This window comes from Corynebacterium sp. Marseille-P3884 (assembly GCF_017942225.1).
Lineage (GTDB): Bacteria > Actinomycetota > Actinomycetes > Mycobacteriales > Mycobacteriaceae > Corynebacterium.
In genome coordinates this window covers 59,659-81,854 of sequence record NZ_JAGKSD010000008.1, presented here as the reverse complement: position 1 = coordinate 81,854, position 22,196 = coordinate 59,659, and the positions used below count along the sequence as shown (strand labels likewise).

Below are 22,196 nucleotides of genomic sequence, written 5' to 3'. Positions count from 1 at the left end.
GATTCAATTGACCTTGGTTCACTCGGGGAGCATAATCAACGTCCGTGAGTGGAACAAGTGTTCGTAAGGTGGCCCAGGAAGCGGGTGAGGCGCCGGTGTCGGCGGCCCCCGCTGGCCTTGCGCGCGCCGAACAGATCGCTGAGCTCCGCTCCAAGATGGCGCAGATCGGCGGGGATGTTCCTGGCGGCGGCACCTTAGCCGGATTCGGGGAAGGGGTCGTGGCCGGAGAGGATGTGCTGGCGCTTGGCGAGCAATTCCGCTTTGTTCTTCCTGGTGGAGGTTTGCCACGCCACGCAGTCACACATATGAGCGATACCCCGGCGCTGGTCGCTGAAATGCTGCTGAATGTGGTCGAGGCGGGCGGCCACGCTGGTGTGGTGGGGTGGCCGGAGCTGTCGTATGCCGGGATCGGCAGGAAGCACCTGGACAGAATCATCGCGGTCCCGGATCCGGGCGCGGACCCGCTGGGGATCGCGGCAGTGCTCACGGAGGGGCTGGACCTGGTCGTGTACCGCTCACCGGTTCAGCTCGCCTTGTCGCCGGTGCGGTGTCGCCCGCTGCTGGGCAAACTTCGTAAGGGCCGTGCTGCGCTGATGATGGTCGGTGCGACTGTTCCGTCGCCGGCGCTGACTATCACGGGGGACATCCAGTCTTTCCGCGGTATCGGGCGCGGCACTGGCCGGATCACTGGCGTGGATATCCGGGTGCGCGCGCAATCGAAGAGCGTCCATCCGGCCTCGGCCACTGTCACCGTGGGTCAAGCGGCTGCGGAAACAGTCGCTGAGACAGCAGCCGAGACAGCCAGCCACCCCGTGCTGAAGGTGGTGCGGTAAGTGCGCGTCGCGGCGGTGTGGTTCCCGGATTGGCCGGTGCAGGCCGCGCGGCTGGAAGCGGATGATGGGTTGGAAGAACCACTGGCCATTGGTGCGCAGTACCGCATCAAGGTGGTCTCTCACCACGCTCGCGCGCTGGGCGTGCGCCGCGGAATGAAGGTGCGTCATGCGCAGTCGGTGTGCCCGGAGCTGACGGTCATCGATGACAACCCGGACCGCGATGGGCGCATGTTCACCGCGTTGGCTGCAGGCTTTGATGATGTCGCAGCTTCGGTGGAGGTGCTGCGCCCAGGTCTCGTGGTGGTCGACATCGCGGCTGCGGGCGCATTCCACGGCAGCGAGGAAAAGGCGGTGGAGATGCTGCTTGACGCAGCTGCGCGCCGCGGCATCGACGCTTTTGCCGGAGTGGCCGATGAGATCGCCACGGCAGTTGTGGCCGCACGATCGTCCGCGGTAGTGCCACCGGGCGGGTCGAGTGAATTCCTGGCCCGGCAACCTTTGAAAGTACTGGTGGCGGAGGCCAGCCTGGGTGCGGATGTGGAGACGGTCAAGGCGCTGGGGCAGCTGGGTGTGACCACGCTGGGGGAGCTCGCCCAGTTGCCTTCGACGGCGGTGTCCACCCGCTTCGGCCGCGCGGGCATGGCCTGCCACCGTATTGCCCGTGCTGCGCCGGATCGGCGGGTCGCACCGGAACTCCCGGTGGCGGACCTGAGCGTGGCCATCACACCGGAGGACCCGATTGACCGGGTGGACGCGGCGGCTTTCGCTGCCCGCGCGCTGGCGGCGAGCCTGCACGAACGCTTGGCGGAAGCGGGGCAGAACTGTCTGCGCTTGAAGGTCAAAGCAGAGCTGGCTGACGGCACTGTGGTCGAGCGCATCTGGCGTACTCGTGAGGCGCTTACGGAGGAGGGCACCGCCGACCGCGTGCGCTGGCAGTTGGGCGGGTGGTTGACCAGCGGGGGAGCGGGCACGATCACTGCGCTTGTCCTGGAACCGCTGGAGCTCGCCCAGCCTGATTCAGCAGGCCAGCTCTGGGGCAGAGGCGCGGGTGGCTCTGGTGCTGGTGAGGCGCGCCGCGTGGCGGAACGGGTGCAGTCGGCGCTGGGGATTGATGCGGTGCTTCAACCCCGGTTCGTCGGCGGGCGCGGTGTGGCGGAGCGCATCGCGTTGGTCCCGTTTGGGGAGCGCGCCCCGGAGACGGCGGATGGTCAAGACCCGGCGGAGGCATCGTGGCCGGGAGCTATCCCGCCACCGCTGCCAGCACGAATTGGCGGCGGTGTGGATCACCCGGCGGCGAAGATCACCATGATCGATGATTCCGCGCGTCCTGTCGGCGTCACGGCCGAAGCGTTGCTCAGCACGACGCCGTACGCGTTGAGCTGGGGCGGCAGCCACTACCTGATCACGGGGTGGGCAGGGCCGTGGCCGGTGGACGAAGGCTGGTGGGGTGAGCACCCGCAGAAGGTTGCGCGGCTGCAGGTCGTCGGCGAGCGCGAAGACGGTGGAGCGCCGTTGGCGTGGTTGCTGCTGTGGTCGAAGCAGAACTGGAGGGTGGAAGCGATGTACAGCTAAAGGACCAGAGGCGCTGCGTCGGCGTTATGCCCGCCCCGGTCAATCCCGCGCGATGTCGATGACGAGGCGGGTGGGGTTGTAGAGCGTCTGCACGGAATACGGCGTGGCCTTCTTCAGGCCAATGACGATCTGGCTGCGGCCAGCAGAGGTGCCTGCGTTGAGGACCTCGACGACGGAGCCGGCACCGTCGGCGTGGTTGGCCTCGACATCGCCGCGGCCGATGTCCTGCGGGTAGACGGTGCCGTCGATGTTGACGTTGAGGAATGCGCGGCCCTCCACCTGGAGTGGGGCACCTACGGTCTGTTGGACGGGAGAGGAGACGTAGTCCACGAACCAGCCGGGTTCGCCGTCGCCGTCGAGGTTGATGATGACGCGGTCGTATTTGTCCTGGCGACTGACTTCCATGCCGGTCACGGCGAGTCGGCTCGGTGCGCTGGGGCGGGTGGTTTTCGGCGCGGAATTTGCCTCCGCCAGGTGGCCGTCCTTGGTCGCGACCAGCGCGTCGGAGTTCTGATCGCCGCGAGGGCGTTCGCCGCGACGTTCCTCGCGTTTATTCACGGCGCCGGCTTCGTTGAGGGTTTTGCCTGCCTGCGGTTCCCCTTCATTGTCGGGAAGGATGCCGGCGGTGTCGGCTGTCTCGGCGCCGGGGGCACTCCCGCCGGTGTGAGATGCTGCCCCGCACCCGGAAAGGGTTGCCAAAGCGAGCGCTGCGGCGGTCACGGCCGCGCTTGCGCGCACGAAGCCCGGGGCGCCGAGATTCCGGCGACTCGGGGAGGCATTGAAATTGAACACGGGAACAGGGTATCGAGCACTGACCTAAACGCGAAATTTATTCATGTTCGACGGGGAATTGAGACGCAATAGTGACCGATTCGTTGTGGGGAGGAGCAGGGAGCGTCGATAAGCTACTTTGAGGCTGTTTTGAAAGATAGGCTACCCTTAGAAGCATGTCTGTGGACCGCCGAACATTGTGCTCTGATGTGGAAGTTGAGCCCCTGCCCGGCACTGCGAAGCAAGCGGGCGTGTACGTGCTCTTCGAGTATCCGGGCCCGTGGAGCCACGACATTTTGGACGGTGGCACTTTCGGCGCGGAGTTGACCGCAAGGCTCAAGGCAAAGATGAAGGAAGCGGGCGCGTCGCTGCAGCTCATCCGCCATCCCACGCGCGAGGGGCGCGCGATCGACGACCATCATCTCTACATCGTGTTCTCCGATATCGGGGTCACGGAAGTCCTGCACGTCGACGGCCCGGAGGCGATCCTTGACCTCGATTTATCGGGGCCTGGCAAAAACGGCGGGCAGACGCGCATCGCGCCGCTGCTGCTCGTGTGCACCCACGCGAAGCGCGACCGCTGTTGCGCCGTGAAGGGCCGCCCGCTGGTCAGCGAGCTGGAGCGTCGCTATCCGTTCAAGAAAACGGGCGATGTCGTGTGGGAGACCTCCCACGTCAAGGGGCATCGTTTCGCGCCCGCGCTGCTGCTCATGCCGTGGGGCTACAGCTTCGGCCGCATGAATCTCGAGGCGACGGAGGCGATGCTCGCCGCGGCGATGCGCGCGCAGTATTTCGTGCCCGGTAACCGCGGCCGCGGCACACTCACCCCGCCCGAGCAGGCCGCGGAAATCGCCGTCGCCGCGCACCTCCAGCGCGAAGGGGGCGAGGTCGCCTACGGCCAGCTGTCGGTCGATCACTCGGAGGTCGGCGACAATACAGCGTCCATTTCGCTTATCGACGCCTCCTCCGCCCGCACATTCACCGTCTCCCTGCGTAAAGAAGAAGCCGCAGGAGTGGTGTCCTCCTGCGGCGATGAACCGAAGACTGGTTCGTACTGGGCTGTCAGCTCTGTCAGCTCTGTCAGCGGCGCATGACCTTGCGTGACAGGTAGTTGCCCAGAAGCTGCGCCAGCTGAACGATGACCACGATGGTGATCACGGCCACCCAGGTGACCTGCGGCTGGTAGGCGCGGTAGCCGTAGACGATCGCGAAGTCACCGAGACCGCCGCCGCCGATGTAGCCCGCCATGGCGGACATATCGATCACGGCGATGAAAATGAAGGTGAAGCCCAGGATCAGCGGGCCGAGTGCCTCCGGGATGATCACGGTGCGGATGATGCGCCACGGGCCGGCGCCCATCGCGCGGGCCGCCTCGATCACGCCCGGGTCGATGGCCACCAGGTTCTGCTCCACGATGCGGGCCACGGTGAAGGTGGCGGTCACGCACATCACGAAGGTGGCGGCCTCGCGGCCGATCGTGGTGTCCACCACCGCCAAGGTGACGGCGTAGAGCATGGCGATCATGATGATGAACGGGATCGGCCTGAAGAAGTTCACCAGGATGTTGAGCACCCAGTAGACGACCTTGTTCTGCAGCACTCCGCCCTGTCTGGTGGTGTACAGGAACAGGCCGATGATCAGGCCGAAGAAGCCACTCACGATCATGGTGATGACCACCATGAACAGGGTGTCGCTGATGGCATTGAGATAGGTGGGGCCGAGGCGGTCCCAATCGACCTCGCCGGCGGCGAGAATGAGTTGGTTCGTGGCAGTCATTAGTGAGCCTCCCCAGTTGTCACGGCGGTGAATCCTGTCGTGGATCCTGTAGCAGGAGTGGTGCCAGCTGTGATCTCGTTGATCGTGGTGGTCTGGCTCAGAGTGGAGTAGAACTCCTCGATGGCCTCGTGGTCGCCGGTCAGGCGGACGGTCATCTTGCCGAAGGAGTGGTCCTGCAGCGTGGTCACGGAACCGTGGACCACATCAAGGCTCACGCCGCGCTCCTGCAGCTTCGCGGCTGCGGAGAAGAAACCGGACTCGGCGGTCAGGTCGACCGTGAACAGGCGGCCTTCCTTGCCCATGAGCTCGTGTTCTTCAGCGGCCGACGGGGTATTGCGCAGGCTGGTGGACACAAAGCGGTGCGCCACCTGGGTCTGCGGGTTGGAGAAGACCTCGTACACCGAGCCGTGCTCAACGATCTTGCCGTCCTCCATCACAGCCACCTTGTCGGCGATGGCGCGGATGACATCCATCTCGTGGGTGATCACCACGATGGTGATGCCGGTGCGCTCGTTGACTTCCTTGAGCAGAGCCAGGACTTCCTGGGTGGTCTCGGGGTCGAGGGCGGAGGTGGCTTCGTCGGCAAGCAAAAGCGAGGGACTCGTGGCGAGCGCGCGGGCAATGCCGACGCGCTGCTTCTGGCCGCCGGAGAGTTGCTCCGGGTAGTTCGTGCCGCGCTCGGAAAGGCCGACGAAGTCGAGCAGTTCCGCGACCCGGGCCTTGCGGTCAGCGGCGCTCATGTTCGTCATCTTCAGCGGGTATTCAATATTGCCCGCTGCGTTCAACGACGAGAACAGGTTGAACTGCTGGAAGATCATGCCGATATTTCGGCGTACCTCGCGCAGCTGCTTGGCCGGCATACCGACGATATTGGTTCCGTCCAGCAAGACCTGTCCCGAGGTGGGGGTGTCCAGCCCGTTGATCATGCGCACGAGCGTGGACTTGCCGGCACCCGAGTACCCGATCACGCCCAAGATCTCGCCCGGTTCGACGGTGAGATTGACGTTGTCCAGCGCGTGGACGCTGGGGCCCTTCCTCCGGGGGCGGAACACTTTGTTCACGTCCCGGAATTCGATCCTGGTGCCGACTGTTTCGGCCATTACTTCGCTTCCTCCACGAGGCGGTCGAGGATGGCGTTCAGGTCCTCCTTGGACTTCTGGACCTGGACGGCGGTGCCGTTGGAATCCTCGTTGAGGGCATCGGTGACCTCAGGGGTCTGCCAGATCTCGACGAGCTTCTCGTAGGTCGGGTTGTCGATGTCCTCGGCGCGAACAGCGAAGATGTTGATGTACGGCTCAGCCAGCTCGGAGTTCGGGTCGTCGGAAGCGACAGCGGTGGACGCGTCGATGCCGGCGCGGGAGAGCCAGTTGTTGTTGATGATCGCCGGGTCGCCCTGGTTGTAGGCCGTCGGGGTCTGGGAGGCGTCGACCGGGGTGACCTCGACCTTGGAGCCGTCCTTGTCGATGTCGGCCGGGGTCGGGTTCAGCTTGTCGGCACCGTCCTTGACCTTGAGCAGGCCAGCCTGGACGAGAACGTTGATGGCGCGACCCTGGTTCGACGGGTCGTTCGGGATGGCGATCTTCTCGCCCTCGATGCCGTCGAGGGAGTCGTGGTCCTTCCAGAACAGGCCGAGGGTGTTGATCTCGGCGGAGCCGACGATGCGCAGGTCCTCACCGGAGGATGCCTCGTACTGGGCCAGGTAGAGAATGTGCTGGAACTTGTTGACGTCGATCTGGCCCTCGGCCAGCGCCGGGTTCACCGGGGTGTACTCGGTGAAGGGGACGAGCTCGAGATCGATGCCCTCTTCCTTCGCCTTGTCCACGAACACAGACCATGCCTTCTGGTCGGAGTCGGTGGTGCCGATGCGGATGACCTGTTCATCGCCGCCCTCTGCGGAATCAGAGGAGCATGCAACTAGGCCGGTAGCAGCCAGGATGGAGGCTGCTGCGGTTGCGATTACACGGTTCAGGCGCATGTCGCTTCCTGCTTTCTTGATCGTCGTGAAAAGAATGTGAGAAGAATGTAACACCGTGTGTACCGCTTAGTCTAGTTTGGGTTCACGCCGGGCAATCTCAGATTGGAACACAGTTTCGATCAGCGCTATCCTGATGGCGTGGATTTTCGTGGCGGAGAAGGCTTGACCTGGTCGCGGCTGGAGCGCGTGCTCTCCGGCCGGCCCGGGCCTACACCCGTGCCCGTCGACCACACCCGCGAACCGGCCCGCGAGCGCATCCCGCGCGGACAGCCGACCGTGCCGTTTGCCGAACTTCATGCCGTGTCCACGTACAGCTTTCTGTCGGATACCGGTGGGGCGAGCGAACCTGAAGAGTTGGTCGCCCGCGCCCGTGAGCTCGGCCTTTCCGCACTTGGTGTGCTGGACAGGGATGGTTTCTACGGTGCGGTCAAATTCGCCGAAGCAGCGGCGGAAGCCGATATCCCTACGGTTTTCGGCGCGGAGCTTTCGCTTCTCGACGCCCCGCCTTTGCCCCTCATCGCCCGCGGCCCCGAGGGGTACCGCCGCCTGTCTCGTCTGATGGCCCGCGCGCACATGGCAGGAGGGGAGAAGGGTGTGCTGTACTACCCGCCCTTGCACGATATCGCCGCTGAATTGGATGGCACCTGCATTGCCCTGGCTGGGTGGCGCTGGGCTGACCGTATCGATGATCTGATCGAATGCTTTGGAATAGACCGAGCGGTCAGGGAGTTCGAGATCTCCATGCTTCCGGAAGACGCTGACCGCCACGCCGCACTGCATGCTCACCCCGAGATCCCCACCATTATCACTGCTGCTCCAGGTGCGGCGACTAGGGAGCGGGCGAGGTTGGCGGGGGCGAAGAGGGCATTGGGGCGTCGTCAAGCGATTGCGTCTTCGTACCGCGACGTGCACCCGATGGGCGCGAACTGGCTGCGCTCTGGCGAGCAACTGCTGGCGATGGCCCCCGACTGCGCCGACGCCCTCGCATTCACCGTTGAGCTCGCCGAGCAGTGCGCGTTCACCCTCGACCTTGTCGTACCGCAGCTGCCGCGTTTTCCCACGCCCGATGGTCACGACGAGATGAGCTGGCTGCGGAAACTCGTGGAGGAACGCGGTCGCGAACGGTACGCCGCGCGCCCTGACGACGTGCGCGAACGCGCCCGCGCCCAGATCGAACACGAGCTCCGCGTCATCGAGCAACTCGGTTTTCCCGGCTATTTCCTGATCGTCGATGACCTCGTCTCGTTTTGCCGCGACGCGAATATTTTGTGCCAAGGTCGTGGATCAGCTGCGAACTCCGCGGTGTGCTTCGCGCTGGGCATCACGAATGTCGATCCGATTTCCGCTGGTCTCCTCTTCGAGCGCTTCCTGTCGCCGGACCGCGACGGGCCGCCCGATATCGACATCGATATTGAATCCGGCCGCCGCGAAGAAGTCATCCAGTACACCTACGCAACCTACGGCCGTGAGAATGCCGCGCAGGTGGCCAACGTGATCACCTACCGCACGAAAGGCGCAGTGCGCGACGCCGCCCGCGCGCTCGGCTACCCGGCGGGCGCTGCCGACGCGTGGTCCAAAGGCATCGCCTCGCCTCCCGCCCGCGTTGAGACCTTGGCCGCGCAACTGAAAGGACAACCCCGCCACCTGGGAATCCACTCCGGCGGCATGGTGATCTGCGACCGGCCCATCGCCGATGTCGTGCCGGTGGAATGGGCCCGCATGGAGGGACGGTCCGTCGTGCAGTGGGACAAAGACGACTGCGCTGCCGCTGGCCTGGTCAAATTCGACCTGCTGGGGCTCGGCATGCTCGAAGCGCTGCACCACATGATCGACCTCGTGCGTGAGACCACCGGGCGCGAGGTGCGCCTGTGGGAGCTCGATCTTGCTGATCCGAGTGTGTACGAGATGCTCTGCCGCGCCGATGCCGTCGGTGTCTTCCAGGTCGAGTCCCGCGCGCAGCTGAACACCCTGCCGCGTCTCAAACCACGGCGGTTCTTCGACCTGGTCGTGGAAGTCGCCCTGATCAGGCCCGGCCCGATCCAGGGTGGGTCCGTCCATCCCTACCTGCGCCGACGCGACGGTCTCGAGCCTGTCGACTACGATCACCCCGTCCTCGAGCGATCCCTCGGCAAAACCCTCGGCATCCCCCTGTTCCAGGAACAACTCATGCAGATCGCCGTCGACGCCGCCGGCTTCACCGGCGCTGAGGCTGATTCTTTGCGCCGCGCCATGGGCTCCAAGCGCTCGCCCGCCAAAATGGCTGCGCTGCGCCAGCGGTTCTTCGACGGGTGTTGGTCCACTCACCGGATTGATGACGCCACGGCCGACCGCCTGTGGCAGAAGATCGTCGCGTTCGCCGCCTACGGTTTCCCCGAATCCCACTCCCAGTCTTTTGCCTCGCTGGTGTATTTCTCCGCCTGGTTCAAGCGCTATTACCCGGCCGAGTTCTGCGTCGGTCTTCTGCGCGCCCAGCCGATGGGCTTCTACTCCCCGCAGTCCCTGATTCAGGACGCCCGCCGCCACGGCGTCACCGTCCTGCCTGTCGACGTCAATGCTTCTGGTGTTGAGGCCCGTTGCGTCGATTCCGGCACCATCCGCGTCGGGTTGAACCTGATCAAGGGGTTGGGGGCGAAAGCCGCTGAACGGATTGAGACTGCCCAGGCTTCCAGCGCTTTCACCGGTATTCCGGACCTGTCCCGGCGTGCGGATCTGTCTGTCGAGCACGTCGAAGCGCTGGCTCGTGCGGGGGCTTTAGATTGTTTTGGTGTCGACCGTCGCCAGGCCCTCTGGCAGGCCGGCGTCGCCGCGACCGAACGCGACGGCATGCTGCCCGGCCTCTCAGCTATCGACGCCCCCGCCCTCCCCGGCATGAACTCCTTCGAACTCATGGCCGCCGACATCGCCGCCACCGGCGTCACCCCCGGCCTCATGCCGATGGACATGCTGCGTGATGCTTTGACCAGATGCAACGTTCTAACCGCCGCAGACCTGAAACGCATTCCCGACGGCACCCGTATCCGCGTCGCCGGCGTGGTCACTCACCGCCAAGCCCCGCGCACCGCCGCCGGTGTGACCTTCCTCGGGATGGAAGACGAGACCGGCCTGACCAACATCATCATTCCCAAAGGCCTGTGGAACCGGCAGAAGATCCTTGCCCGTACCGCCAAAGCCCTCATCGTCCGCGGCATCGTCGAGAACGCCTCCGGCGCCGTCAGCGTGCTTGCCGACAAACTCGAGCCGTTGGAAATGGGGGAGTGGCTCAGCCGCGGGTCCCGCGATTTCCGGTAGCGCGTGCTCGGGGCAGGTCATAGAAGGAGGCGAGTCTGGTTGGCCCTTGCAGGCGGGTGGATCTACTTTGCATTCCCAAAGTGTTTCATTTCTTATAAGCCCATGTCAGGGGATTTTCACTATGCAGGGCAGAGGGCCCAAATGTAAAGCAGATCCACCGTGGTTCTCGCACTGGCGGCTCCCACTTCGTTTGCTGCGCCCGCCGCGCCGGTGCTGCCTGGAGCGTTCGCGGTGGTCGGTCTCTACCGACCGGTGAATCTGTTTACATGCCCCATGTGCGACATGTTTTATAAGGAAAGGTCAGCGCGATTCCGGCATTTAGCAAGATCGTGCTGATGTAAACAGATTCACCCGTTGGTGCGTTCCAGATGTTTTCTTCAGCCTCAGGCAGAGGCAAGCTTTTGGCTCACGAGGGCATTGAGCGAGATCCCCTCATTTTCAGCTTCGTCAACGAGCTTCCGGTGGAGCGACGGTGAAATGCGGACATTGAACCGCCCGGAGAACTCACGCATCCCAAGCGGTTGTGGGACTGGATCGCCGCTTTCTAAAAGGTCCGCCAAAACCTCCTCGACGAGGGAAAGGATGCCTTTTTCGGCGGCGTCTCGGGAATCTTCCAGCCAGGAGAGCGACGGGAACTCCCGGACCGTTGCAACGAACTGCTCGTCCTCCTGGGACCAGCCAACCTGATAGGTGTATTTGTCAGCGTTCATGTGAATTCTCAAGATCTCTTCGATACTTGACCCCATGTCTGAGTGGTACCAAATATAGTACCGCACCCCTCACCGCACTAGGTTCGATTCCACCCAACTGACCGGCTTGGATAATCTATGCAGCGATGACTAGCAACAATATTCCGAAGGCAGCATCGCCCAACGACGTTCCGGCAGCCCCCAAGCCGCCCGCCGCGACTCAGGCACCGGGCGCTTCTGCCCCGAACGCACCCGCGGTCCCTGCGCCGCCGGCTGCTACTAAAACCACGGCGGCCCCAGCCGCGCCGGGTGCCGCGGCACCGAAGCCACCGGCCGCTCCCACCACGGATTCGCCCAAGAAGGCCCCGGCTGCACCAGGAAACTCGGTGCCGACACCTCCGGCTGTTCCCGCTGCACCGGCAGCTCCTGGCGGGGCTGCTCCTAAACCGCCCGCTGCACCAGCAGCTCCTGGCGGGGCTGCTCCTAAACCGCCCGCTGCACCGGCAGTTCCGGGCGGGGCCGCTCCTAAACCTCCCACAGCACCTGCCGCGCCGGGAAGTGCGAAACCTGCGTCCACCGCCGCACCGGCGGCTGCGAGTAAGCCAGAAACGAGCAAACCCGCGTCTCGGGCAAAGCCCGCGGCAGCAAAAACTCCGACTGGATCCAAGCCGACCAATGCGAAGCCGACGGGGGCGAAACCGACCGGTTGGCGTCGATTAGTTGTGTTCGGCATGCTGGGCGCAGTGGCGCTGTTGGCGCTGGCTGTCGCGGCGTCGAGGGCGTTTTTGGGAAGCGGTGCGGGGCAGGACTTCGTGGCGCGCTTCCCGGGTGAGAACCCGCTGCCGGAGAACGCGCCGGTGGGGCTGCCGGCGTGGGTCGGCTGGTCGCACTTTTTCAATATGTTCTTTATGGCGTTGATCGTGAAGACGGGCTGGCAGGTGCGCACGCAGCGCAAACCGGACGCGTACTGGCGGCCGAAGCGCGGCGGGAAGAAGATCAGCTTGACGTTGTGGATCCACTTGGCGCTGGATGTTCTGTGGATCGTCAACGGTGTGATCTTTGTGGTGCTTCTCGCAGCGACAGGCCAGTGGATGCGCGTGGTGCCGACGAGCTGGGAGGTGTTCCCGAATGCGCTGTCGGCGGGTCTGCAGTACCTGAGTCTGGATTGGCCGACGGAGAACGCGTGGGTGAATTACAACGCGTTGCAGCAGCTGGCGTACTTCGTGACGGTGTTCATCGCGGCGCCGCTGGCGATCGCGTCGGGTGTGCGCATGAGTTACTGGTGGAAGAACGAGTGGCAGACGGCGAATAAGATCTTCCCGGCGGCTGTGGCGCGCAAGATCCACTTCCCGGTGATGATCTACTTCCTGCTGTTCCTCGTCATTCACGTGGTGTTGGTGCTGGCCACGGGTGTGTTGCGCAACCTGAACAACATGTATGCCGCGCGCGGGGATGTCAACCCCGATGTGTATGCCAATAACTGGCTCGGCTTCATCATTTTCGCGGTCTCGCTCGCGGTCATCGCGGGCGCGTGGGTGGCCACGAAGCCGGCGGTGCTCGCGCCCGTGGCCCGCAAGTTCGGCGAGGTCACCGCGCGGTAGGGTAGCGCTCATGGAGAGGTCTCCGGAGTCTGCAGCAACTCAATCACACACCCGCGCCAAGCACGCGCTTGACGACGACCCCGTGCCCGCCCTTCCCACTTCCGCTTCCGCGATGAACCCGGTGTCGAGCAAGCTCATCGCGGCGCGCTACATCGCCCAGATCATGTGGGCGCTCGTCATCGCGGGTGGGTTCCTCGCGGCGCAGTTCTTTATCGGCGGCCGCTGGTGGATCGGCGCGGCGGTCACGGGCGTGTGGTTCGTGTTCCAGGCGATCATGATTCCGCTGCGCGTGCGCAATCTCGGTTGGCTCGAAACGGACGATGAGCTGCTGATTTCCAAGGGCAAGATGTTCCAGACGTTCACGGTCGTGCCGTACGGCCGCATCCAGTTCGTGGACGTCACCACCGGGCCATTCACGCGCCCGCTCGGCCTCAAAGGCGTCACGCTCCACACCGCGTCGGCCTCGACCGACGCGAAAATCCCCGGCCTCGAAGCGGCAGACGCCGACGCATTGCGCGAGCGCCTCGCCGTCAACGCGCGCGAGCGGATGAGCGGCCTGTGACGTCCCCCAACGCATTCGCTTATCGACGCGTCCACCGCCTCACCCCCTTCCTCCGCGCCTGGGCCTTCGCCGCCGCGCTGGCCACCCTTCTGGTGTTCAACTTCACCACCACACTGCTCAAAGGTATCGAGCGCGGTGCGGGGGAGTCGTGGTCTGCGGGAGAGATCGCGCAGGTCGCAGGTGTGGTCGTGGCCGTCATCGTGCTGGCGTTCGCCCTGTCTCAGCTGTGGTGGTCCCGCATTGGATTCCGTCTCGGCGAGGACGAGGTGGAGATGCGCAGCGGGCTGATCAGCACCAAAGTCCGCGCCACCCGCTACAACCGGATTCAAGCCGTCGACGTCATCGAGCCGTTCGCGCCCCGCCTGTTCGGACTCGCCGCCGTGCGGGTCGAAGCAGCCGGCGGATCCGATTCCGCCATCGAGATCGGTTATGTTCCCCGCGCTGAAGCAGATGAGCTCCGCCGCGAGCTCCTCCACCGCATCGCCGCTGAAGGTCCGGACGCGGAGATGACGCCGGCCGAGGCAGAAAAAGCTGCGGCCGAGCCCGACGGCGCTACCAGCGAGACCGGTCCCACCACGCTTGCCGCGCCCGCGCTCATCCCGCCCATCCCGGTCGCCCGCTCGCTCGCCGGTGCGGCGCTGCGACTGTCCACAGTGTTCACCGTGGCCATGTCGTTGCTGCCGGTGCTCACCGAGGTCACCTTCGCGGTGGTCTTCCCCGTCCTGGTCGGCTTCATCCCACAGATCTGGAACCAGATCGACCAGTCCTGGCGCTACACGGCAACGCTGGACGGGGAGGTAATGAACCTGTCGTACGGGCTGGCCAACCGGCGCAGGCAGGCGGTGCCGCTCGACCGGATCCACGCGGTCAGGTTGTACCAGCCGATGTTGTGGCGGCCGTTCGGGTGGTGGGCTGTGTCGGTGAATATCGCCGGGTACGGCAGCGAGACGAACAAGAAATCGGGCACGTCGCGCCTGCTGCCGATCGGCTCGCGTGAGCAGGCGGTGGACCTCATCACCGCACTCAGCCCTCTTACTCCCGAGCACGTCACCGCGCCTACGTGGGATATCCGCTCACCGAAGCGCGCACGCGTGCCATCGCCTATCGACGCCTCCCGCCAAGCCCTCTCCCTCCGCCCCGCCCCGGATGCGAGCGTGTGGGCCACCACCAGTCACGGTCTGCTCGGTCGCCAGTTCGAATTCATTGACGTTTCCCACATCCAGGAGATCACCTACCAGCAGGGGCCGGTGCAGCGTATGATGAATCTGGCTCACGTCCGCTTCGACCTCGTGCCCGGACCGGTGAAAATGACTGCGCGCGACCTGGACACGGCAGATGCGTGGGCGGTGGTCGCGGAACTAAGCGCCCGCGAGCTCCCGGCTTTCGCGGAGCAAGAAAACCAATTTTCCACTGGCTCAACCTTCAATGCCTGAAAAAATCGACATCCGAGGTTCGCGGAAAATTCCGTCAAATACGTTCTACCTGCATCTATGCGCGAAGTCGCATATCCTGGGTGTTGATTTTCTCAGGAGTGCCCGCGAAAAGTGCGCGCTAGCTCCCGTGAGCTCCCGCCGCTCGGCGATAACTAGGAAAGCCGAGCCGTTCAGCAGTCACACTCCGCCGGGGAACCCGAGCTGCCGCCAAGCCTCGTAGGTGGCCACAGCGGCGGAATTGGACAGGTTCATCGACCGTCGACCGGGCAGCATCGGAATGCGCAACTGATCGGTCACGCGCTCGTGGTGGGAGTGCTCACGGGGCAGACCAGTCGGCTCGGTCCCGAACAGGAGAGCGGTGCCCGGCTGGAAATCCACATCGGTGTAGTGACGGGTGGCGGAGGTGGTGAAGGAGTAGATGGGGCCGTCGATAAGCGATGCGAAGCAAGCGTCGATGTTCTCGTGGACCTCGACGTGCGCGAGGTCGTGGTAGTCGAGCCCGGAGCGGCGCAGGTGCTTGTCGTCGAGCGAAAAGCCCAAGGGGCGCACGAGGTGCAGCGTGGCGCCGGTGCCCGCGCACATGCGGATCGCGTTGCCGGTATTCGGCGGGATGACGGGGTTATCGAAGATGACGTGGAGGTCGCTCACGGCGCAAGTCTAGAATGGTGCGCGTGACTGCGATCAAATTGGACGGAAAACTCTACCGCGAGGAGATTTTCGCGGACCTCGCCGAGCGCGTCGCTCGCCTGAAGGAGCAGGGCATCACGCCGGGTCTGGCCACGGTGCTCGTCGGCGAGGATCCCGCCAGCCAGAACTACGTGCGCATGAAGCACAAGGATTGTGAGCAGCTGGGCATCGCGTCGATCATGAAGGAGCTCCCCGAAGACACGACGCAAGAAGAGCTCGATTCGCTTATCGACGAACTCAATAACGACCCCGCCGTCACCGGCTACATCGTGCAGCTGCCCCTGCCGAAGCACTTGGACGAGAACCGTGTGCTGGGGCTCATCGACCCGGACAAGGACGCGGACGGCCTTCACCCGGTCAACCTCGGCCGTCTCGTGCTCAACGAGCCCGCGCCGCTGCCATGCACCCCGAATGGTTCGCTTGCCCTGCTCGAGCGCTTCGGCGTGGATCTCAACGGCGCGATCGTGTGCGTCATCGGCCGCGGCGTGACCGTCGGCCGCCCGATCGGCCTCATGCTGACCAAGCGCGACATCAACGCCACCGCGGTGCTGTGCCACACCGGCACGAAGGATCTCGCCGCTGAGACCCGCCGCGCCGACGTGATCATCGCGGCCGCCGGCAAGCCCCACATGATCACCGCCGACATGATCAAGGAAGGCGCTGCTGTGCTCGACGTCGGCGTTTCGCGTGTCGACGGCAAGACCACCGGCGACGTCCACCCCGACGTCTGGGAGAAGGCCGGCTGGGTCTCCCCGAACCCGGGCGGTGTCGGCCCCATGACCCGAACCTTCCTGGTGCGCAATATCGTCGAGAGGGCCGAGCGGCTTGCAGCAGCCGAGTAACGGTGACCCGCTGAAGCGCGCTGAGTTTCCGGCAGTTGATCCGCAGCCGGCAGTTTCGCGCGCCTCGTCAGGCTCGACCGCGGCGAACAGCCCGGTGCCGCCGAGCTTGGACAACCCGCACGACATCGGCAACGCACCGTCCACGTTGCCGGTGCGCGTCCAGCAAGTGCTCGTGGGGCTGTTCGTCGTCGGTTTTCTGATCGCCACCCTGTTCGCCGTGACGGAGCACTGGCGCCGCGCCACTTTCACACTCGGCGCCGCGATGCTGTGGCTCACCGTCTGCCGTCTCACCTGCGACTCGCAGGTCATGGGCCTGCTGGCGGTGCGCTCCCGCCGCTTCGACGCGATGTTCACTGGCGCCATTGGTGCCGCACTCGTGTGGCTCGCCGTGACCGTGGACGCGCTGGGGGGTTAGCGTGACTTCGCGTAGAACGCGGGAAGCCTATTCATTTGTGGCGGGCACGTACATCGAGCTCTTAGGGAGCATCGATTCGGTTGAAGAGGCGGATAAATCCTTCATATCGGAAGGATTTGAAGGAGTCGCGGATGTTCTCGATGTAGGCTGCGGGCCAGGTCATCTGACGGCGTACCTCAACGGATTAGGGCATCAAGCTGCTGGGATGGATCTGGTTCCCGAGTTCGTGAATCATGCACGCAGTACGTATCCGGGCATCGACTTTTCGGTAACTGACATCGCGAGTCTCAGCGGAGAGATCAAACGAGTAGGCGGGGTGCTTGCTTGGTATTCGTTGATCCACATGTCGCCGGGTGAAATGTCCAAGGCGTTACAAAGAATCTCTGAGATCCTCGTTCCGGAAGGAGTACTCATTTATGGTGGCTTTCTTGCGCCTTCCCGCACGCTTTTCGATCACCGAGTCACCGCGGCGACGGCTTACTCGGAGGACGAAATTAAACGTCTAATTGAAAACGCCGGCTTTCGGATACGTAGATCGGAAACTCGTCCCGAGACCGCAACGAAGCGGGCGCATATCGCTGTCGCCGCTGAGCGTACCTAGAGGTGGGTGGATGCATTCGGACAGAATCTTTGCCCATCTAAGCATGGGAACCAGGTGGTAACCTATTCCCATGGAAGCGACGATTGACTCTGGTGGGCGGATTCTGCTGCCCAAAGCCCTGCGCGATTCCCTCGGTCTCACGCCTGGCTCGACCGTGGATGTTTCAGCGTATGGAGGCGGAATCACCATCATCCCCGGTGGTCGGACAGCCGAGGTTGTCGAAACAGAAGACGGTCGCCTGGTCGGGCGTGGCTCAACCCCAATCACTGACGAGGACATCTTGGCGCTCATTGATGCAGGACGTATGTAATGGGCGTAATCGCGCTCGACACAAGTGCGGCAGTTCCTTTGCTCTTGCAAAATCACAGCAGTCATGAACGATTACAGCGTTGGTCGAGGGGGAAGAATCTCGCTCTCTGCGCGCACTCTCTCGCAGAGACATATTCGGTGCTGACCAGATTGCCTGGCGATAGCCGGTTCACGGAAGTCGACGCGGTAAGAGTGATAGACGGGACATTTGAGAGCGTTCTCTCCTTACCGGAAGCCGCTTCACGGGAGGTGCACCGCCGTTTAGCTAGTGCCGGAATCAAGGGCGGTGCAGTTTACGACGGTCTCATCGCGCTTACTGTGCTGGAGAACGAAGCGTCATTAGCCAGCTTGGACAAGCGTGCGTACACGAATTACTTCGCTCTCGGAGTGACGCTTGAACTCATTCCGTAGCAGCTCAATCTCGTAGGTTCCGCGCTGCCAGTCCAGGTCGCGGACGGTGAAGGTGATCTGTGCGGTCTGGATGCCGATCTGCGATGCGGACCGCGGTCGTCAGTCTCTTTCAGTGGGGATACGCTGACAGTCATGGAACCAGTTCTTGTTCTCGCTGATATCCACCTCGGGCGCAAGCAAAAAGACGACAAAAAGATCGGTCCCGGCATTGAATGGGCGTTAAGCGCCCTCGGCAGTGGCGCCGAAGCGGGCGCGCGCCACGTGGTGATGCTCGGTGATGTCATCGACCGGAAGCGGTTCACCGACCACACGTACACCGAGGTCACGCAGTTCTTCGAGCGGGGCCTCGAGCTCTTCGAGTCAGTCGTGTTCATCGCAGGAAACCACGACGTGCACCACGACCTCACCGACGTGATCCCGCCGGGTGTGGTGGTTGCAGGTATTGAGCCGCAGACGATTCGGGCGGGGCAGTGGGCTCTGCACACAGCAGCAGTCGAGATCGACCGCGACCCGCGCACTATCGTTCCTGATTTCCCGGCTCCCGTTGAGGGCACGCCGAATCTCGGTCTGCTGCACAGTTCCGTCACCGGTGAGTACTCGAATCACGCCTGCATGCCGTGCACCGTGGATGAACTCACTGCGTGCAACTATGACGCATGGTTGCTGGGCCACGTCCACGAACGCGTTGTGCTGTCGGGCGACCCCTTCATCGGCTGGGTCGGCATGGGCAAAGCGCTCATCGCTTCGCTTGACGACGGCACCGTGGCCGTCCGCGACATCTAATCCCCGGCCGTTAAATCTCGTAGTTGCCGCGCTGCTTGGCCAGGTCCGTCGCAGACGGGGTCTGGTCGGCCAGCGTGACGAAGTTGCGCAGGATGTGGCCCATCTGGCGGGTCTCCACCAGGAAGGCGTCGTGGCCGACGGGCGAGACGATCTTGTTCATGGCCAGCAGGTTCCCGATATTGCGGGACAGGTGCTCCTGCTGGTGGAACGGGTAGAGAATGTCGGTGTCCACACCGACGACCATGGTGGGCACGCTGATCTGCGCGAGCGCGCGGTTGAGTCCGCCGCGGCCGCGGCCGATGTCGTGGCGGGATAGGGATTCGGTGATGGCGACGTACGAGCCGGCATCGAAACGCTCGACCAGTTGTTTTCCTTGGTGGTCGAGGTAGCTCTGCACGGCGAAGCGCTGGTTTTCGTCGCGGTAGGCGCCTAAGGGGTTTTCGCCGGGCTGGGCCATGGTGCCGAAGCGTTCGTCGATTTCTAGCTCGCCGCGGTAGGTCAGGTGGGCGATGCGGCGGGCGGCGGCAAGGCCTGCGTCGGGGGAACGGCCGGTGCCGTGGTAGTCCCCGCCCTGCCAGTCCGGGTCGCGCACGATTGAGGTGATCTGCGCTGTCTGAATGCCGATCTGCCACGCCGATGCCCGCGCGGACATGGCGATCACGCAGGAATAATTCGGCCAGTCCGGGTACATGAGCGTCCACTCCAGCGCGCGTGCCCCGCCCATGGAGCCACCGACGATGGCGTGCATGCTGTTGATCCCGAGACTCTCAAGGAACTGCGCTTCAGCCCGCACTTGGTCGCGGATGGAGATGGCGGGGAAGCGTGACCCCCACGCCCCGCCGTCGGGGTGCTCGCTCGACGGGCCGGTCGAGCCGGCGCAGCCACCGAGGACATTCGTGCACATGACACAGAAACGGTCAGTGTCCAGCGGCGCTCCGGGGCCGATGAGATCCTCCCACCACCCGGCGGCGTTTGAGTCGCCGGTCAGGGCGTGCTCGACCAGGATGAGGTTATTGCGGCCGTGGGGGTTGCCGGTGAAGGCGCCCCAACGTCGATAAGCGATGTGCACGTCGCGGATCGTGGCGCCGGCTTCTGTGTGAACGTCGCCGATCTGTTGTGTGGCGAGCTCGCCTTCGGGCGGGAGGTTGATCATGCGATGGCCTCGAAGCCGCGGTCGAGGTCGGCCAAGATGTCGTCGATGTCTTCGATGCCGACGGACAGGCGGATCGTCGCCTGCGTGATGCCCGCGCGCTTGAGACCGGCCTCGTTGGACTGCGAGTGCGTCGTGGTCGCGGGGTGGACGACGAGCGAGCGGACATCGCCGATATTGGCCAGGTTGGAGTGCAGCTTCAGCGCGTCGATGAATTTCCACGCCGTGGCCTTGTCGTTCGCGTCGCCCGCGAGATCGAAGGACAGCACGGAGCCGGTGTACTTCAGGCCGAGCTTCTCCTTCGTCGCGTAGTGCGGCGAATCTGGCAGGCCCGCAAAATTCACGTGCGCGACCTCGTCCTTGCCCGCCAGGTATTCCGCGACCTTCAGCGCATTCGCATTATGCTTATCGACGCGCAGGCCCAGCGTATCCATCCCCTGCAGCGCCACCCAGGCATTGAACGGCGAGATGGCCGCGCCTGTGTCACGCAAGATACCCGCGCGCGCCTTCACTGCGAATGCCGGCGCACCCACATCCGCGTAGACGAGACCGTGGTAGGCGGGGTCGGGGTTGACGAAGTAGGGGAACACCGGTTCGCCGTCGCGGGTGATGGTCCAGTCGAAGGAGCCGCCGTCGATAAGCGCGCCGCCGAGTGCTGCGCCGTTGCCGGTGTAGAACTTCGTGGTGGACACAACGACGATGTCCGCGCCGTGCTCGAGCGGCCGGACGATCGCTGCGGTGGCCATGGTGTTGTCCACGATCAGCGGCACCTGGTTGGCATGCGCGACCTCTGCCACTGCCGGGATGTCCAGCACATCCGCGATCGGATTGCCGAAGGTCTCGGCATAAAACGCCTTCGTGTTCGGCTTGACTGCCGCCTGCCAGCTAGCGGGGTCGTCCGGGTTGTCGACGAAGCTGACCTCGATGCCGAGGCGGGGCAGCGTCACCTCGAAGAGCGTCTCCGTGCCGCCGTAGAGGCGCGGCGAGGTGACGATGTGGTCGCCCGCACTCGCCAGGTTCGTGATCGCCGCAGTCTCCGCCGCCATGCCGGATGCGAACGCCACCGCCGCGACACCGCCCTCGAGCGACGCCAGCCGATTCTCCAGCGCCTCCTGCGTCGGGTTGGTGATGCGCGTGTAAATCGGGCCCGGATCCGCGAGCGCGAAGCGGTCCTGCGCGTGCTGGGTGTCGTCGAACACGTACGACGTGGTCATGTAGATCGGCTGGTTTCTGGCACCAGCCCCGTTGTCGACGCTCTGGCCCGCGTGGATCGCGCGGGTGTCGAAGGACCAGTCGCTTGCTGCGCTGTTGTCGTACCGGGTCTTCTGCTCGTTCGCCATGGCACCAAGTTAGGAGGGGGTCTGGGTGTCTGCAAGCACTTTTCGGTGCCGGTGGTCTGCGGTCCTATCAAAAAGTGGACCAAGCTGTCTATTTGCTGATGCGGGCTGGGCGGGCTCCGTGAATCTAAATCGGCGGCGGAACCGGTTTGGGGGCTGCGCAGTCTAAGTGGGCATGGGGATCGATAGAGAAAACCAGGACGAACTGAAGAAATGGGAAATGAGGAAGGGGGAGTTGCGGGAAGGGATCGTCGATAGGCGTGTGGCCGATGAAGATTTTCAGGGCGACGTTGAGGAGCTCGCGGCGCTCATCCACTACCCGCGTGAACTGTGGGAGGAACTCAAATATCACGAACAGCAGTGGCTGCGCGTCGAAGCCGCCGCCATGGTGAGCGCCACCGCCATTCTGACGGGACGGTCCGCCGCACGGAAACTCGGAATATGGGTCATAGCCAGCACCGAGGAGAAGGTCGAAGTGAGTCTTCCGTCCCGTGGCGTATCACGCAGCCGGATGGCCTCCGGAAACTACGAATTTCGGCATTCACAGATCCAGCCGAGTGACGTGGTGATGTACGAGGGGCATCCAGTCACCAGCCCCATCCGCACCTTCATCGATATCGCCCGCTACCATGGCTTCCTCGAAGGGCTCATCGCCGCCGACTACCTGCTACGCCGCGGAATCGAACGCACCGAGATCCTGCGCGGAATCCAGCGAATGGGGCGCGCCAAGGGGATTAGGACTGCCCGCCGGTGCCTTGAGCACGCCATCCCGGACTCTGATTCGCCCTACGAATCACTCGCTCGGGGGCTGATCATCGAAGCTGGTATTGGGCCTGTACAAGCCCAGTACAAAATCGGTGGATACTACGTTGACCTACTCATCGACAGCTGGCTTGTGATCGAAATCGACGGAGAGAAGAAATACTCCGGGCCCGACGCCGAGAAAGTCCGCCAAGACGAATTCAACCGGCAAAAACTCATTGCAAACCGTGGCTATGTGTTTCTCCGCTATGCGCCCTGGTTTGTGCGCAAGTACCCCGACCGGTTCCTCGCCGAGGTTCGCCAGGCACTGGCGGCCAGCGGGCTCATTGGTGAACGGTTGGTGCAGTAGGAGGGGATTGAAGGTTGTGGCGGTGGGTGTGGGCGTCGAGGTGAACTCTA

23 protein-coding genes are annotated in these 22,196 nt (G+C 64.0%); 14 read left to right on the top strand and 9 right to left on the bottom strand.

Annotated features, from left to right (window positions below; all coding sequences use genetic code 11):
• The first annotated feature begins 44 nt into the window (after positions 1–44).
• Positions 45–833, top strand: coding sequence for a hypothetical protein (locus tag J5Y21_RS06565; protein WP_210573842.1), 789 nt, complete (start codon positions 45–47; stop codon positions 831–833).
• Positions 834–2,405 carry a DNA polymerase Y family protein gene (locus J5Y21_RS06560; RefSeq protein ID WP_210573840.1) on the top strand — a complete coding sequence of 524 codons (1,572 nt, stop codon included), beginning with the start codon at positions 834–836 and terminating at the stop codon, positions 2,403–2,405.
• A gap of 39 nt (positions 2,406–2,444) precedes the next feature.
• Here the strand turns inward: J5Y21_RS06560 and J5Y21_RS06555 are convergent, their stop codons facing one another.
• Positions 2,445–3,197 (bottom strand): hypothetical protein, encoded by a 753-nt coding sequence (locus tag J5Y21_RS06555; protein ID WP_210573838.1) that lies wholly within the window; start codon positions 3,195–3,197, stop codon positions 2,445–2,447.
• A 155-nt stretch (positions 3,198–3,352) separates the two neighbouring features.
• Between J5Y21_RS06555 and J5Y21_RS06550 the strand changes: the two genes are divergently transcribed.
• Positions 3,353–4,270, top strand: coding sequence for a sucrase ferredoxin (locus tag J5Y21_RS06550; RefSeq protein ID WP_210573836.1), 918 nt, complete (start codon positions 3,353–3,355; stop codon positions 4,268–4,270).
• On the opposite strand, the gene J5Y21_RS06545 is transcribed toward J5Y21_RS06550, so the two are convergent.
• The 3 genes from J5Y21_RS06545 to J5Y21_RS06535 are packed head-to-tail and all read right to left on the bottom strand — an operon-like array spanning position 4,257 to position 6,927.
• Complete coding sequence (locus J5Y21_RS06545; protein ID WP_210573834.1) at positions 4,257–4,952, bottom strand: methionine ABC transporter permease; 696 nt, start codon at positions 4,950–4,952, stop codon at positions 4,257–4,259. The two genes, J5Y21_RS06550 and J5Y21_RS06545, sit on opposite strands and share 14 nt — an antisense overlap.
• On the bottom strand, positions 4,952–6,052 hold the full coding sequence (locus J5Y21_RS06540; protein ID WP_210573832.1) for a methionine ABC transporter ATP-binding protein: 1,101 nt from the start codon (positions 6,050–6,052) through the stop codon (positions 4,952–4,954). The genes J5Y21_RS06545 and J5Y21_RS06540 overlap by 1 nt, the downstream gene beginning before the upstream one ends.
• Complete coding sequence (locus tag J5Y21_RS06535) at positions 6,052–6,927, bottom strand: MetQ/NlpA family ABC transporter substrate-binding protein (protein WP_210573830.1); 876 nt, start codon at positions 6,925–6,927, stop codon at positions 6,052–6,054. The genes J5Y21_RS06540 and J5Y21_RS06535 overlap by 1 nt, the downstream gene beginning before the upstream one ends.
• 138 nt (positions 6,928–7,065) lie before the next feature.
• Here J5Y21_RS06535 and J5Y21_RS06530 point away from each other — a divergent pair, with 138 nt between their 5' ends.
• Positions 7,066–10,215: an error-prone DNA polymerase gene (locus J5Y21_RS06530; RefSeq protein ID WP_210573828.1), complete on the top strand. Its 3,150-nt coding sequence runs from the start codon at positions 7,066–7,068 to the stop codon at positions 10,213–10,215.
• A 383-nt stretch (positions 10,216–10,598) separates the two neighbouring features.
• Here J5Y21_RS06530 and J5Y21_RS06525 read toward each other — a convergent pair whose 3' ends face one another.
• Positions 10,599–10,925, bottom strand: a complete 327-nt coding sequence (locus J5Y21_RS06525; protein ID WP_210573922.1) for a type II toxin-antitoxin system HicB family antitoxin — start codon at positions 10,923–10,925, stop codon at positions 10,599–10,601.
• 199 nt (positions 10,926–11,124) lie between these two features.
• Positions 11,125–11,637, bottom strand: a complete 513-nt coding sequence (locus J5Y21_RS11685) for a hypothetical protein (protein ID WP_246875022.1) — start codon at positions 11,635–11,637, stop codon at positions 11,125–11,127.
• Here J5Y21_RS11685 and J5Y21_RS11680 point away from each other — a divergent pair.
• The 3 genes from J5Y21_RS11680 (at position 11,636) to J5Y21_RS06510 (ending at position 14,500) form a co-directional block, all read left to right on the top strand.
• The gene (locus tag J5Y21_RS11680; protein ID WP_246875021.1) at positions 11,636–12,505 is read left to right on the top strand and encodes a cytochrome b/b6 domain-containing protein; all 870 of its coding nucleotides are present in this window, start codon (positions 11,636–11,638) and stop codon (positions 12,503–12,505) included. The genes J5Y21_RS11685 and J5Y21_RS11680 overlap by 2 nt on opposite strands.
• 112 nt (positions 12,506–12,617) lie before the next feature.
• Complete coding sequence (locus J5Y21_RS06515; RefSeq protein WP_210573919.1) at positions 12,618–13,067, top strand: PH domain-containing protein; 450 nt, start codon at positions 12,618–12,620, stop codon at positions 13,065–13,067.
• Positions 13,064–14,500 carry a PH domain-containing protein gene (locus J5Y21_RS06510; protein ID WP_210573826.1) on the top strand — a complete coding sequence of 479 codons (1,437 nt, stop codon included), beginning with the start codon at positions 13,064–13,066 and terminating at the stop codon, positions 14,498–14,500. Before J5Y21_RS06515 ends, J5Y21_RS06510 begins: the two co-directional genes overlap by 4 nt.
• Before the next feature lie 177 nt (positions 14,501–14,677).
• On the opposite strand, the gene J5Y21_RS06505 is transcribed toward J5Y21_RS06510, so the two are convergent.
• A complete protein-coding gene (locus J5Y21_RS06505) occupies positions 14,678–15,148 on the bottom strand; it encodes a tRNA (cytidine(34)-2'-O)-methyltransferase (RefSeq protein WP_210573825.1) in 471 nt (156 codons plus the stop codon).
• Between the two features lie 23 nt (positions 15,149–15,171).
• Here J5Y21_RS06505 and J5Y21_RS06500 point away from each other — a divergent pair, with 23 nt between their 5' ends.
• From J5Y21_RS06500 to J5Y21_RS06475, 6 genes are all read left to right on the top strand, one after another.
• Complete coding sequence (locus tag J5Y21_RS06500) at positions 15,172–16,029, top strand: bifunctional methylenetetrahydrofolate dehydrogenase/methenyltetrahydrofolate cyclohydrolase (protein WP_210573824.1); 858 nt, start codon at positions 15,172–15,174, stop codon at positions 16,027–16,029.
• 94 nt (positions 16,030–16,123) lie between these two features.
• The gene (locus tag J5Y21_RS06495; RefSeq protein ID WP_210573917.1) at positions 16,124–16,444 is read left to right on the top strand and encodes a DUF3017 domain-containing protein; all 321 of its coding nucleotides are present in this window, start codon (positions 16,124–16,126) and stop codon (positions 16,442–16,444) included.
• Position 16,445: 1 nt separating this feature from the next.
• The gene (locus J5Y21_RS06490) at positions 16,446–17,045 is read left to right on the top strand and encodes a class I SAM-dependent methyltransferase (RefSeq protein WP_210573823.1); all 600 of its coding nucleotides are present in this window, start codon (positions 16,446–16,448) and stop codon (positions 17,043–17,045) included.
• Positions 17,046–17,115: 70 nt separating this feature from the next.
• Positions 17,116–17,355: an AbrB/MazE/SpoVT family DNA-binding domain-containing protein gene (locus J5Y21_RS06485; protein WP_210573820.1), complete on the top strand. Its 240-nt coding sequence runs from the start codon at positions 17,116–17,118 to the stop codon at positions 17,353–17,355.
• Complete coding sequence (locus J5Y21_RS06480) at positions 17,355–17,765, top strand: PIN domain-containing protein (protein WP_210573818.1); 411 nt, start codon at positions 17,355–17,357, stop codon at positions 17,763–17,765. The genes J5Y21_RS06485 and J5Y21_RS06480 overlap by 1 nt, the downstream gene beginning before the upstream one ends.
• A gap of 132 nt (positions 17,766–17,897) precedes the next feature.
• A complete protein-coding gene (locus tag J5Y21_RS06475; protein ID WP_210573816.1) occupies positions 17,898–18,548 on the top strand; it encodes a metallophosphoesterase in 651 nt (216 codons plus the stop codon).
• Positions 18,549–18,558: 10 nt separating this feature from the next.
• On the opposite strand, the gene J5Y21_RS06470 is transcribed toward J5Y21_RS06475, so the two are convergent.
• Together J5Y21_RS06470 and J5Y21_RS06465 are read right to left on the bottom strand one after the other, a co-directional pair.
• Positions 18,559–19,701, bottom strand: coding sequence for a homoserine O-acetyltransferase (locus tag J5Y21_RS06470; RefSeq protein WP_210573815.1), 1,143 nt, complete (start codon positions 19,699–19,701; stop codon positions 18,559–18,561).
• Positions 19,698–21,038: an O-acetylhomoserine/O-acetylserine sulfhydrylase gene (locus tag J5Y21_RS06465; RefSeq protein ID WP_210573814.1), complete on the bottom strand. Its 1,341-nt coding sequence runs from the start codon at positions 21,036–21,038 to the stop codon at positions 19,698–19,700. Before J5Y21_RS06465 ends, J5Y21_RS06470 begins: the two co-directional genes overlap by 4 nt.
• A 172-nt stretch (positions 21,039–21,210) precedes the next feature.
• Here J5Y21_RS06465 and J5Y21_RS06460 point away from each other — a divergent pair, with 172 nt between their 5' ends.
• Positions 21,211–22,146, top strand: coding sequence for a DUF559 domain-containing protein (locus J5Y21_RS06460; protein WP_210573813.1), 936 nt, complete (start codon positions 21,211–21,213; stop codon positions 22,144–22,146).
• Positions 22,147–22,196 lie beyond the last annotated feature (50 nt).

Coding starts and splice junctions, on each gene's coding strand:
- J5Y21_RS06545 (WP_210573834.1), bottom strand. CDS start 4,952: ATGACTGCCACGAACCAACTCATTCTCGCCGCCGGCGAGGTCGATTGG.
- J5Y21_RS06550 (WP_210573836.1), top strand. CDS start 3,353: ATGTCTGTGGACCGCCGAACATTGTGCTCTGATGTGGAAGTTGAGCCC.
- J5Y21_RS06540 (WP_210573832.1), bottom strand. CDS start 6,052: ATGGCCGAAACAGTCGGCACCAGGATCGAATTCCGGGACGTGAACAAA.
- J5Y21_RS06485 (WP_210573820.1), top strand. CDS start 17,116: ATGGAAGCGACGATTGACTCTGGTGGGCGGATTCTGCTGCCCAAAGCC.
- J5Y21_RS06515 (WP_210573919.1), top strand. CDS start 12,618: ATGAACCCGGTGTCGAGCAAGCTCATCGCGGCGCGCTACATCGCCCAG.
- J5Y21_RS06535 (WP_210573830.1), bottom strand. CDS start 6,927: ATGCGCCTGAACCGTGTAATCGCAACCGCAGCAGCCTCCATCCTGGCT.
- J5Y21_RS06525 (WP_210573922.1), bottom strand. CDS start 10,925: ATGAACGCTGACAAATACACCTATCAGGTTGGCTGGTCCCAGGAGGAC.
- J5Y21_RS06465 (WP_210573814.1), bottom strand. CDS start 21,038: ATGGCGAACGAGCAGAAGACCCGGTACGACAACAGCGCAGCAAGCGAC.
- J5Y21_RS11680 (WP_246875021.1), top strand. CDS start 11,636: ATGCTGGGCGCAGTGGCGCTGTTGGCGCTGGCTGTCGCGGCGTCGAGG.
- J5Y21_RS06470 (WP_210573815.1), bottom strand. CDS start 19,701: ATGATCAACCTCCCGCCCGAAGGCGAGCTCGCCACACAACAGATCGGC.
- J5Y21_RS06460 (WP_210573813.1), top strand. CDS start 21,211: ATGGGGATCGATAGAGAAAACCAGGACGAACTGAAGAAATGGGAAATG.
- J5Y21_RS06480 (WP_210573818.1), top strand. CDS start 17,355: ATGGGCGTAATCGCGCTCGACACAAGTGCGGCAGTTCCTTTGCTCTTG.
- J5Y21_RS11685 (WP_246875022.1), bottom strand. CDS start 11,637: ATGCCGAACACAACTAATCGACGCCAACCGGTCGGTTTCGCCCCCGTC.
- J5Y21_RS06475 (WP_210573816.1), top strand. CDS start 17,898: ATGGAACCAGTTCTTGTTCTCGCTGATATCCACCTCGGGCGCAAGCAA.